The sequence below is a fragment of the Ruegeria sp. YKSF070 genome (assembly GCF_059612725.1).
Genome location: NZ_JBXWRD010000004.1, coordinates 116,043 through 128,332 on the forward strand (window position 1 = coordinate 116,043; position 12,290 = coordinate 128,332).

General features: G+C 64.1%; 10 protein-coding genes. 5 read left to right on the top strand and 5 right to left on the bottom strand.

What is annotated here, in order from left to right; all coding sequences use genetic code 11:
• Positions 1–11: 11 nt before the first annotated feature.
• From AC2FL1_RS03500 to AC2FL1_RS03515, 4 genes are all read right to left on the bottom strand, one after another.
• Positions 12–1,043 (bottom strand): ABC transporter permease, encoded by a 1,032-nt coding sequence (locus AC2FL1_RS03500; RefSeq protein WP_496875987.1) that lies wholly within the window; start codon positions 1,041–1,043, stop codon positions 12–14.
• Positions 1,044–1,155: 112 nt separating this feature from the next.
• On the bottom strand, positions 1,156–2,130 hold the full coding sequence (locus tag AC2FL1_RS03505) for an ABC transporter substrate-binding protein (RefSeq protein ID WP_496875988.1): 975 nt from the start codon (positions 2,128–2,130) through the stop codon (positions 1,156–1,158).
• Between the two features lie 218 nt (positions 2,131–2,348).
• Positions 2,349–3,518, bottom strand: coding sequence for a M24 family metallopeptidase (locus AC2FL1_RS03510; RefSeq protein WP_496875989.1), 1,170 nt, complete (start codon positions 3,516–3,518; stop codon positions 2,349–2,351).
• A complete protein-coding gene (locus tag AC2FL1_RS03515; RefSeq protein WP_496875990.1) occupies positions 3,511–4,278 on the bottom strand; it encodes a GntR family transcriptional regulator in 768 nt (255 codons plus the stop codon). The genes AC2FL1_RS03510 and AC2FL1_RS03515 overlap by 8 nt, the downstream gene beginning before the upstream one ends.
• A gap of 239 nt (positions 4,279–4,517) precedes the next feature.
• Here AC2FL1_RS03515 and AC2FL1_RS03520 point away from each other — a divergent pair, with 239 nt between their 5' ends.
• From AC2FL1_RS03520 to AC2FL1_RS03530, 3 genes are read left to right on the top strand one after another with little or no spacing between them, the layout of a single operon-like run.
• Positions 4,518–5,405 (top strand): phytanoyl-CoA dioxygenase family protein, encoded by an 888-nt coding sequence (locus tag AC2FL1_RS03520; protein WP_496875991.1) that lies wholly within the window; start codon positions 4,518–4,520, stop codon positions 5,403–5,405.
• A gap of 2 nt (positions 5,406–5,407) precedes the next feature.
• A complete protein-coding gene (locus AC2FL1_RS03525; RefSeq protein WP_496875992.1) occupies positions 5,408–6,190 on the top strand; it encodes a maleate cis-trans isomerase family protein in 783 nt (260 codons plus the stop codon).
• Between the two features lie 42 nt (positions 6,191–6,232).
• Positions 6,233–8,662 (top strand): GcvT family protein, encoded by a 2,430-nt coding sequence (locus tag AC2FL1_RS03530; RefSeq protein WP_496875993.1) that lies wholly within the window; start codon positions 6,233–6,235, stop codon positions 8,660–8,662.
• 36 nt (positions 8,663–8,698) lie between these two features.
• Here AC2FL1_RS03530 and AC2FL1_RS03535 read toward each other — a convergent pair whose 3' ends face one another.
• Positions 8,699–9,517: a helix-turn-helix domain-containing protein gene (locus tag AC2FL1_RS03535; RefSeq protein WP_496827695.1), complete on the bottom strand. Its 819-nt coding sequence runs from the start codon at positions 9,515–9,517 to the stop codon at positions 8,699–8,701.
• A 176-nt stretch (positions 9,518–9,693) separates the two neighbouring features.
• Here AC2FL1_RS03535 and AC2FL1_RS03540 point away from each other — a divergent pair, with 176 nt between their 5' ends.
• Complete coding sequence (locus AC2FL1_RS03540) at positions 9,694–11,262, top strand: ABC transporter substrate-binding protein (protein ID WP_496875994.1); 1,569 nt, start codon at positions 9,694–9,696, stop codon at positions 11,260–11,262.
• Between the two features lie 75 nt (positions 11,263–11,337).
• Complete coding sequence (locus AC2FL1_RS03545) at positions 11,338–12,282, top strand: ABC transporter permease (RefSeq protein ID WP_496875995.1); 945 nt, start codon at positions 11,338–11,340, stop codon at positions 12,280–12,282.
• Positions 12,283–12,290: the final 8 nt, after the last annotated feature.

Sequence of the window (12,290 nt, forward strand, 5' to 3'; positions counted from 1 at the left end):
TCCCGTGTCCCTCAGTGCTGTTGCGCGGCGTTGACGCGGTTGAGCGCGGCCTTGGTGACCCGGTCGAGGATCACCGCCAGCAGCACGATGCCCAGGCCCGACACAAGGCCGACACCCAGTTCAAGGTTGCGGATGCCGCGCAGGACCAGAACCCCCAGGCCCGGCGCCGAGACCAGCGAGGCGATGACGACCATGGCAAGGCTCATCATGATGGTCTGGTTCACCCCGGCCATGATGTTGGGCAGAGCCAGCGGGATCTGCACGCCGAACAGCTTCTGCCGGTCGGTCATGCCGAAACTGTCGGCGGCCTCGATCACGTCCTTGTCCACCAGCCGGATCCCCAGATCGGTCAGGCGGATGACGGGAACGATGGCGTAAAGGATGATCGCGATGCCGTAGAGCTTGGGCTCGGTCACCGAAAAGAGAAAGATCAGCGGGATCAGATAGACGAACGAGGGGAGCGTCTGGAGCATGTCCAGCACCGGGATGGTCATGCGTTGCAGCCGGTCATTGCGCGACATGGCGATGCCGATGGGCACCCCGAACAGCACGCAGAGAAAGGCGCAGACAAAGATGATCGCCAGCGTCTGCATGGCGTGGTCATAGTGGTCGACAAAGGCCAGGAACACCAGGCACGCCATGACAAAGCCCACCAGCCGCATCGAGCGTGAGGCGAAATAGACCACCAGCGCCAGCAATGGCATCATGATCCACCATGGCGTCGCCTCGAATGTGGCAAGCGCAAATTCCAGCATCCAGCTCAGCGGTTGGGTCAGTGGGTCCAGCACAAAGCGCAGCGCGCCTTTGGCGGCCAGAAAGCCGTCCTCCACTCCCTTGGTCACATCGCGCGACTTGGCAAAGGCGGCGCAGGCCCTGTTCAGCTCATCAAGCGAGGGAAAGGGCAGGTTGAACAGGCTTGTCTCGGTCTTGCCGCCGGCCTTTGCCAGCAGATCGGCCATCGACAGCGTGGCTTCGCCGGATTTGCCGGCATCGCACCACTCGCGCAAGCCAAGGCTGTTGAACAGAAAGTCATAGGTGGCCATGAGAACGAGCCCCTTTCACGGTTGTCTCGGACATATCCCGCATGGTGTCGGGTGCGCGTCTGCCGGTGTCTGAACCGCCGGGCCGTATGGGCAGCCCGGCGGCAGGTGCGGGTTACTTGATCAGGGCGGCCAGCTTCTCGCGGGCGGCGTCATTGACCCAGCCTGCCCAGATGTCCGAGTTGTTGCTCAGGAAATAGACCGCCGCCTCTTCGGCCGAGGCGCCATTGTCGTCTTTCCAGGCCAGCACGGCATTCATGACGTCGATGTCAAAGCTGAGATTGCGCATCAGTTCGGCCACGTCGGGCGCCCGTTCGGTCAGGGCCGAGGTCGCGACGGTCAGCACCGGCGCAGGCGGAAAGTCGGACACGCCCGGATTGGCATTCTCGGCCGACTGGTTGGCCAGGTGTACATCCGCGTCGATATCGCCGATCGAGATCTGGGTCATCGGGTATTTGCCCAGAACCGCGGTCGGCGCCCAGTAATAGCCGAACCACGGGGTCTTGTCCTCGTAGGCAGCCGCGATCGAGGTGGCCAGCGTCTCACCCGAGCCGTGGTCGAAGATTTCCATCTTGTCGCGCATGCCCAGCGCGGTGATCAGGTTGTCGTTGACAATCCGGCAGCCCCAGCCCACCGGGCAGTTGTTGAACCGGCCGCCGACCAGATCGGGGTTGGCCAGGATGTCGGCCACTGTCTTCAGCTCGGGATGCGCCTCGGCCAGATACGAGGGGATCCACCAGCCTTCGAGGCCACCGGGATTGAACACCTCGGCCAGACGCTCGACTTTGCCTTCGGCCTCGAGCTTGAGATAAGGCTCGCCGGCCGAGTTCAGCCAAAGCTCGGTCACGATGTCGGGCTCGCCGTTCTCGGCAAGCGAGGCGACCGAGGTCACGGTGGCCGAGGGCACCAGTTCTACGGTGCAGCCATAGCCCTGTTCCATCAGGAACTTGGCGGTATGGGTGATGATCTGGGACGAGGGCCAGTTCATCTCGGTCAGCGAGACCTCGCCGCATTCGGCCCAAACGGCCGAAGCAGAGGTCATCGCCGCGACAGCGATGACGCTTCTGGCCAGAGTGAAGGGATTGTTCATGGTCTTCTCCTGTTGGTGATTTGTTTTTTGCCGTCCCTGGCCTTGTCTAAGTGCGGGTTTCGGGACGTTTACACCCGCATCGAGGCTAGTGAGTGGAGAACCTCAAGGCAATTTGAAACAACTGAAAGAAATTACAGATTTTCTGAAGTACCTTCTCCACCCCGCACCCCCGTATACGCAATGGGTGGCGACTTGTGGGTCAGGGGCAAACGGACCGCTCACCGCAAGATCACCAACTCGGTCGCCGCGCGGGTGCTCAGCAATCGGGCGGGCCCGTCGGTCACTACGATGTTCTCTTCATGCACCATCATCAGCCCATTGCCGTAGCTGAGCGAGGGTTCGATGGTCAGGACCATGTTCTCTTGCAACACGGTGGTGTCGAAAGCCGCGTGCGAGGGTTGTTCGGTCAGTTGCATGCCCAGCCCGTGCCCCAGCCGTCCGATATCGCCACCGCTGTCATCCAGCTCGGCAATGACCGCGGACATGGCCTGGAACAGGTCGCGGCAGGTGGCGCCGGGGCGGGCGGCGTCGATCCCGGCCTGAGTTGCGCGCCACAGCACGTCATAGGCCCGCCGCGCCGCATCATCGGCCCGCCCAATCGCCCAGTTGCGGTCGAAATCGCAGAAATACCCGTCCCAGGTGCAGCCTGTGTCCAGCATCAGCACATCGCCCGCCCGCAGCGGCTGCTGCGTCGGGGGCGAGATCACATCCGCATAGCCGCCCTGATCGGCGGCGCCCACCACATAGGGCGCGTCGTCCGCGCCCAGCCCGATTGCCGCGCGGCGGAACTCGCGGAACACGGCGTCCAGCGGCATCCCCTCGGACACGAAATCCGGCACCGCGCCGAACGTGGCGGAGCCGATGGCGCAGATATGCGCCAGCTTCTCGATCTCGGCAGGGGTCTTGACCATGCGCAGCCCCTGCACCAGGCCGGTGGCATCGGCGATCTCGATGCCGGGCAGGGCGGCCAGCAGGCGCTCCCAGTCGCCCAGCGGCATTCTGAGCAGCGTCTCGTGCCCTTTCATCACGCCCAAACGCGCGCCACGCGCGGCCAGCGGCGACAACAGCTCGGTCAACAGGCTGATCCCGTCATCCTGCGGCTGCGGCGCGGGCCAGGTGCGCACATCGTCCAGCCAGCCGCGCCGCATCAACTCGGCGCCGATCTCGGGGATCACCGCGACCGGTTTGCCGCTGGCGGGTACGAACAGGAACCAGGGCCGCGTCGGGCTCTGCCAGAACAGGCTGTGGAACCCGCTGAAATAGCGCAACTCGGGTTCGGTCATCAGCAGCAGACCGTCCAGTCCCTGCGCCGCCATCTTCTCTTGCGCCCGCGCCGTGCGGGCCTCGAATTCTGCGGGGGTGAAACCACGCATTGGATTGTCAGCCATGGGTAAAACCTCCGACAATGGCTCGGGCCGAAAACTCCGCCAGTTCTCCGCGCCAGAACTGGCGACCGAAACAGAATGGGCGCCCGGATGCGTCCCGGATCACTTGGGTCAGTTCGATCCCCGACTGACTTTGCGCCAGTCCCAGCAACCGGGTCTCTTCGGGCTGGGCGCCGCGCATCCGGATCATGATATCCCCGGTATGTGCCACCAGATCGTATCGCGACTCGAGCAGGCGGGTGGTGGATTGATGCAGGTCGTGGGACAGGAAATCGGGGCACCGTCCGGCATCCACATATTCCGTCTCGACAAAGATCGCGTGCCCGTCCTGGCGGAACAGGCGGGTGTATTCATGGATCGCGGCACCCGGTTCCAGCTCCAGCCGTGCGGCCAGTGCGGCGTCGGCCTGGCCCTCCTGCGCCCGGATCACTTCGATTCCCAGCGCGGTACCCCGGCTTTCGGCATTGGCGACAAAGCTGACCATGTTCGAGACGTCATAGCTGACCCGCTTGGGCGAGACGAAGCGCCCGCGCCGGTCCGCGCTGTAAACCAGCCCCTCGGCCTCGAGCGCATCAAGCGCGCGCCGCGCGGTCATCCGGCTGATGCCGGTCTCTTCGGCGATGCGCCGTTCCGAGGGCAGGGCGGCATGTTCCGACAAGCTGCCATTGGCGATCCGCCGCTTGATGTCCTGAACAATCTGCTGAAAGCGCGGGGTTTCGCGCGATGATCCTGTTCGGAGCTGATCGGGTGTTGCGTCGTTCATCTGATTCCCACGATTTTCATCAAGGGTAATTGGTATATACCAGATCGAGCAAGGAAAATTTTTTCACTTGACTGAGCAGGCAGACTCGCCGTTACATCACTTTAATCTGGTATATACCAATTAGGGCCGATTGAACGGGAACTGGATGCGTCCCGGGGCAGGCCTTCGGACACCTGGCACCGAAATATTGCCGACAAGATCAACCCCGGCGCGGTCGGGCCAACAAGGGAGGAAAGTGGATGGGACTGTTGTCACAGGAACAGAAGGACGCGTTCTGGCGCGATGGCGTACTGGTTGTCGAAGATGCGGTTTCTCCTGATGAACTGGCCGCGCTCAGGGCCGAGTTCGCGGGTTGGGTAGAGGAAAGCCGCGCCCATGCCGACGACTACGGCGAGACGCTGGACGGTCGCGCACGGTTCGACCTGCAACCGGGCCACAGCGCCGACAAGCCCGCCCTGCGCCGCATCCAGTCGCCCGAAGAGGTCTCGGAGGTCTACGCCGACACCATGCGCAAGGCGCGCACGGTGGATTACTGCGCCGAGCTGATCGGACCCGGCGTGCGCTTTCATCATGGCAAGGTGAACTCGAAACTGCCGGGATCGGCGACCCAGGTGAAATGGCACCAGGATTTCCCGTTCGAGCCGATGACCAATGACGACATGATCACCTGTCTGTTGTTCCTCGACGATGTGACGCTGGAAAACGGCCCGCTCGAGGTGATCCCGGGCAGCCACAAGGGGCCGATCCATTCGCATTGGCACAACGGCGTGTTCACCGGCGCGGTGGATGACGCGATTGTCGAGGCAGAGCGCGACAGGATCGTCAGATGCACCGGCAAGGCGGGGTCCGTCTGCTTGATGCATGCCAGCCTGCTGCACGGCTCGGCGCCGAACCTGTCGGACCAGCCGCGCACGCTGTATATCACCACTTATTATGCCGAGGACGCGATCGAGCTGAGCCCCAACCACCTGCCCAGCCGGTTCACCCATGAACTGGTGCGCGGCGAGGCCTCGGGCCGGGTGCGCTGCACCGCCTATCAGATGGAGCTTCCGGCGGTGCCCAAGGGGACGTCCTTCTTTGCGCAACAAGAGGGGTCGGATGGTGCCGGCGCCGGGGCGATGATGTAGCCATGCAAAACGCAGCGTCCTCCCCCCCGACGGTCATTGAAACGCTTGCGTTCGAAACCGATGCCGGGCTTGGCCAGCGGGCCCGGATCGGTCTGATCGTGTTGCAGACCGATCAGACCATCGAGCACGAGTTCGCCCACCTGTTCGGGGGGGAGGGCGTTGCGCTCTATCATGCCCGAATTCCCAACGCGATGGAGGTCTCGCCCGAGACCCTGCGCCAGATGCAGGTCGATCTGCCGCGCACGGCCGAGCTGTTGCCTGCCTCGTTTGGATTTGACGCCATCGGCTATGCCTGTACTTCGGGCGCCACGATGATCGGCGAGGCCCGCGTGGACGAGATGATCCGCGCGGTACATCCCGGCGCCGGCACCTCGAACCCGCTCACCGCCTGCAAGGCGGCGCTCTCTGCGCTGGGCCTGAGCCGGATCGCGCTGCTGACGCCCTATCCGCCCGAGGTGACGCTGGAAATGCAGGCCAATCTGCGCGCCTCGGGGTTCGAAACCGTGGCGGTTGCCTCGTTCAACCAGTCCGACGATTTCACCGTGGCCCGGATCTCGGCGCAGAGCATTCTTGATGCCGTCGCGACCATCGGCGCGCGTGACGAGGTGGAGGGTGTGTTCGTCTCCTGCACCAGCCTGCGCGCTCTCGACGTGATCGCCGAGGCCGAGGCGCGGATTGGCAAACCGGTGATCGCCTCGAACCAGGTTCTGGCCTGGCACCTGATGCGGCTGGCGGGGCTTGACGGCGTGCCAGAGGGCGCCGGTCGCCTGTTCGCGACCGGCTGACCCACCGCACCCAATCCCCGAATTCAAGACAGGATCAAGCAAATGACCACTCCGCTTCCCGACAGGGCCCGCGTTGTCATCATCGGCGGCGGCATCATGGGCTGCTCGGTGGCCTATCACCTGGCCAAGAACGGTTGGAGCGATGTCGTGCTGCTGGAACGCAAGACCCTGACCAGCGGCACCACCTGGCACGCGGCGGGGCTGGTCGGGCAATTGCAGGGCAGCCATGCCACCACCGCCTTTGCCAGCTATGGCGTTGAATTGTTGCAAGAGATCGAGGCGGAAACCGGACAGAACCCCGGTTTCCGCCAATCGGGTTCGATATCCATCGCGCTGAATGACGAACGCATGGCCGAGCTGAAGCGCAAGGCCGATTTCGCGCGCCTTTTCGGGGTAGAGGCGCATTACATGGAGACGGCCGAGATCGCCGAGCGCTGGCCGTTGATGAACTCCGATGGCGTGCTGGGCGGCATCCACATGCCCTCGGACGGGTCGGCCAATCCGGTCGACCTGACCCAGGCGCTGGCGCGTGGCGCGCGCAAATACGGCGCCACGATCCGCGAGAATGTGAAGGCCGAGGAGGTGCTGACCGCCAATGGCCGCGTGACCGGCGTGCGCACGGATCACGGCACGATCACCGCCGATTTCGTGGTCAACTGTGGTGGCATGTGGGCGCGCGAGTTGGGGCGTCAGAACGGTGTCGGCGTGCCTCTGCACGCCTGCGAGCATTATTATCTGGTCACCGAGCCGATCCCGGACCTGCCTGCCGACCTGCCAGTGCTGCGCTCTTACTGCGACGGCACCTATTGGAAAGAGGACGCAGGCAAGCTGCTGTTTGGTTTCGCGCATTTCCAGGCCAAACCCTGGGCCACCGGCGGCATCCCCGAGAGTTTCGAGTTCGACAGTCTCCCCTTCGTCGAGGATGACGTGATGGAGGTGCTGGAACTTGCCATGAACCGGGTGCCCATCCTGCAAGAGACGGGTATTCGCACCTTCTTCAACGGCCCTGAAAGCTATTCCCATGATGGCCGCTTCACCCTGGGCGAAGCCCCCGATCTGAAGGGGTATTTCGTGCTGGCCGGGGTCAACTCGACCGGCATCCAGTCAGGGTCGGGCGCGGGCCGGGCGGTGGCCGACTGGATCATGGCGGGCCATCCCACCATGGACCTTTCCGAGATGGACCCGGCCCGGATCGAGGACTGGCAGGCGCGCGACCCCTATCTGCGGGAACGCTGCCCGGAAACGCTGGTGCTGACCTATGCGATGCACTGGCCCGGACGGCAGCGGCAATCCGCGCGGGGCCTGCGACGCACGCCCTTTTACCACGTGATGAAGGCCCATGGCGCCGCCTATGCCGAGGTGCAGGGCTGGGAGCGTCCGGGCTGGTTCGCCCCCGCTGGCGTCGCGCCGATCTATCACCATTCCTTCTTTCGCCCCGGCTGGTTCGACCATGCACAGGCCGAACAGCGCGCGGTGCGCGGCGCGGCGGGCCTTATCGACTATTCCATGCTGGGCAAGCTGATGGTCGAGGGGCGCGACGCCGAGACGTTTCTGCAACGCGCCTGCACCAACGACATGTCCCTGCCGGTGGGGCGGGTGGCCTATACGCTGATGCTGAACGCGCGCGGCGGCATCGAAAGCGACGTTACCGTTGCCCGCCATGGTCCCGACAGTTTCATGGTGATGAGCGCGATCTCGCATACCCGGCGCGACCGCGACCACCTGCGCAAGTTGATCCAGCCGGATGAGGATGTGCGCCTGCGCGATGTCACCCCGTCCTTTGGGGTGCTCTCGCTCTGCGGTCCGAAATCGCGCGCGGTTCTGGCGGCGGTGTCGGATGCAGACCTGTCGGATGCGGCTTTCCCGTTCAACAGTCTTGCCCATTTCCACATCGGCCATGCCCCGGTCTTTGCCCAGCGTCTGTCCTATACCGGCGATCTGGGGTGGGAGATCTTCGTCACCCCCGATTTCGCCGAACATGTGTTTGAGACGCTGATGGAGGCCGGCACCCCCCTTGGCTTGCGTCTGGTGGGCGGCGAGGCCCTGAACGCGCTGCGGATCGAGGCGGGTTTTGTCCATTGGGGCCATGATATGGCCTATACCGAGGCGCCGCATCAGGTCGGGCTGGGCTTTGTCTGCAAACCTGACAAGGCGGTCCCCTTTGTCGGGCGCGATGCCTGTCTTGAGCGCAAGGCCGGGGGCGCGGGTCCGTTCCTCTGTTCGGTCCGGCTGGCCGAGGGCGACGCGCTGCTGCACCATAACGAGCCGGTCCTGATGGGCGATACCGTTGCGGGGTTTGTCACCAGTGCCGCCTTCAGTGCCCAGACCGGCACCGCCATCGGGTTGGCCATGGTCTCGCCGCCCGAGGTTGGCGGGCGCCGCGATCTCGAACAGCGGGCCTGTTCGGTTCTGGTCGAAGGGCGCCGGATACCGGCGACGCTAAGCTTGAGGCCGCTGATGGGGTCGGGGTAAGCGCGCCACCCTCGGGGCGGGCTGTCGGTTGTGCGGCTATCCGGGCCGCCCCGGCATCACAAACCCCTCGGCATTCGCCTCGCGGGCCCCCAGCAGGATCGACCGGGCCCGCTGGTCGAGTTTGGCCGAGTTGATGTCATATCGCCCGACCTGGCGCATTGCGTCGCGCAACGAGGTGAAATCGTTCAGGTAGCGCCACACCACCGGAGAGGTGAAGGGCAGTCTCTGCCGGCTGCTGATTCCGAATGTCGTGCCGCGCAGATATTGCAGCTGCCCCCGCCCGACGGGATGGAGCACCGTTTCGACCAGGGCATCCCGCGCCAACCGTTGATATTCCATCACGAAGATGCGATTGCCCAGCATCGCCACGCGCCCGTCGTATTTCGACAGGTACAGGCTGCCGTCGTCGGGGTCGATCGAACGTTCCAGCGAGCGGCTGCGCACCAGCCCCTCGTGTTCGTCCAGGCAGACCAGCGCGCAGACGATCGAGTTTTCCCAGGTCTGGGTCAGGAAATAGCTGAGGTAATAGCCCAGATACCGGCGCAGCGGCAGGGTCTGACCGCGAAAGGCGGAAAAGAAGCCGCCCCCGTCCGGACGCTGCATCTGCGGGCCGGCCAGCTTGCCAGCGACTGACGGATGCGCCTCGAATTCCTCGGTCGGCAGCAGGAACTCTGCCTGTCTGACCCCGAAATGCACGGCGATCTTGCGCATGTTGGCGGGCGATGGCCGCGCCGCGCCGCTTAGGTATTTACTGAATTGCTGGCGATTCACCCCGATCCGGCGGCAAAGCTCGGAAACCGAAGATTCGGTCGAGCACAACAGTCTGAGATTGGTCGCAAAGCTGTCGGTCTCCATTCCCGCGAACTCCCTTCGGGTTTTAGGCCAGTTTATTGAGCGATTTGTATGCTGAACAGCATAAAGTCGCGTCAGATCGCGTCTGCCCGCTCAATTGCGCGAAATTCCGGCTTGGCGTCTCAATCGCTCCGACTCCGCCGCAGAACCGGCGCGATATCTTGACAGGGAGACAAGAGATGAACGGAGCCAACATTTCCTGGACACGTGTCGGGTTGCCCCGCCGGTCCTTTCTGAAAGGCGCCAGCGCGCTAGGCGGTCTGGCGGCGGCGGGGTTGTTGCCGGCGCGTCCGGCGCAGGCATCGGGCGGGGTGCTCAGAACCCGCACTTATGCCGATATCCGCTCGATGGACCCGGCCTTCAGCCAGGGCGTGGTGGACGAGGAGATCCACGCCGCGATCTACAACAAGCTGATCCAGTACAAGCCGGGCCGCGAATGGGGCTGGCAACTGGATGCCGCCGCGATGATCGAACAGGCGGACGACACCCATATCAACTTTGCCCTGCGCGACGATATCGGGTTCACCAATGGGTTTGGCGCGATGACCGCCGAGGACGTCAAGTTCTCGTTCGAGCGGATCATCGACGATACGCTGGAATCGACGAACAAGCCCGACTGGGGGCCGCTCAGCCATGTCGAGGTGACGGGCGAGCGGACCGGCACCATCGTGCTGAAGAACGCGTTCCAGCCGCTGTGGTCGATCACGCTGCCGTATATCGCGGGCAATATCGTGTCCAAGGCCGCGTTTGACAGCGTCGGCGGCAAGATCGACACCCAGCCAGTGGCGACCTCGGGCCCCTATCTGCATGCGGGCTGGGAGCCGAAGCAGAAAACTACCCTTCGCCGCAACCCCGACTGGAAGGGCGACCCGGCCGCGTTCGACGAGATCCAGATCTACCACATCGACGATGAGAAGGCCGCCGAGATCGCGTTCGAGGCGGGCGAGATCGACTTTACCCGCGTCAGCCTGGACAGTGTCGAGCGGCTGAAGTCGAACCCGATCGCGGGGGCGACGCTGGAGGAGTTCCCGTCGCTCTACTATGTCTGGGTGGGGATGAATCTGGACAATCCGAAGCTGGGCAATCTGAAACTGCGGCAGGCGATCCAGCATGCGATTGACGTGCCGATGATCATGGCGGCAGCTTATTTCGGAGCGGCGGAACCGTCGACCGGGATCATCGCGCCGGGCCTGGCCGGACATCGCGACGCGCCGCTGACCGGTGTGGCGGCGGATCTGGACAAGGCGCAGGCGCTGATGGCCGAGTCAGGCGAGGCCGGGGTTTCGCTGGCCATCGACGTGCTGAACAAATCGGCAAACGTGACGGCGGCGCAGATCATCCAGGCCAATCTGGCGGCCATCGGCGTAACGCTGGAAATCCGTCTGCACGAGGGCGCGACCTTCTGGGAGCTGGGGTCGAACGAGGATCTGGAACTGGTGCTGAACCGTTATTCGATGACGCCGGATCCGTATTACGCGACCTCGTGGTTCATTACCGAGCAGGCGGGCGTGTGGAACTGGGAGCGGTTCCGGTCGGAAGAGTTCGACAAGCTGCATCTGGCGGCGCAGTCCGAGGGCGACCCGGCCGCGCGCGCGGCGATGTATGCCCGCGCACAGGACCTGATGGAGGAAAGTGGCGCCTACAAGTTCCTGACCCACGAGGCGACGCCGGTGATCCATCGCGACACTGTCACCCCGGCGCTGCGTCCCGATGGGCTGCCTCTGTACCGCTATTTCGGCACGGCCTGAGACCTCTCCCTGAGGCCGTTGGGGGCGCAGGTCAGAGCTGTGCCCCCTTCGTTTCCCTGAAAGACGGGGTACCCAATGCTGTCCTTCATCTTCAAACGGATCGGGCTGGCGGCGGTGATCACGGTTCTGGCCGTGTCCTCGCTGTTCCTGATCGTGCACATGATCCCCGGCGATCCGGTGTCCACCATGCTGGGGCCGCGCGCCACGCCCGAGATGCGGGAGGCACTTGAGGCACGGATGGGGCTGGACCGGCCGCTGATCGTCCAGATCGGTCTGTTCTTTGCCAACATGCTGCGCGGCGATCTGGGGATGGATGTGTTTTCCAACCGGCCCGTCACAGAGATCGTGCTGGGGCAGGTACCTTTTACGCTGACATTGATCCTGTTCTCGATCGGCTGGTCCGCGGTTCTGGGGATCGCGCTTGGCTGTTATTCGGCGGTGAACCGCAATTCGCTGGGCGACCGGCTGACCGGTATCCTGTCGGTTTCGGTGATCGCGGTGCCTGCCTTTGTGGTGGCGCTCTATTCGCTTCTGATCTTCGCGGTGAAACTGCAATGGTTCCCGGCCATCGGGGCGGGTGATGCGGGCGACTGGGGCGATCAGCTGCACCATCTGGTGTTGCCGAGCCTGGCCATCGGCCTCAGCTGGGTGGGCTATATCGCACGCCTGGTGCGGGCCTCGATGCTGGAGGTGATGGGCGAAGGCCATATCCGCACCGCGCGCGCCTTTGGCCTGCCCGAGCGGCGGATCGTGTTCGGCTATGCGCTGCGGCTGGCCATCCTGCCCACGGTCACGGTGATCGGGGTCGGCATGGGGTTCCTGCTGTCGGCGGCGGTGTTCACCGAGATCGTGTTCTCGCGCCCCGGCCTGGGCAAGCTGGTGATCGACAGTATCACCACCCGCAACTACCCTGTGGTGATGGGCTCGGTCCTGTTTTCCACCCTGATCTTTGTCGCCTCGACCACGCTGGCCGACATCGTCAACGCCATTCTGGATCCGCGGATCCGGGCCGGGAAATGAGGGCAGGG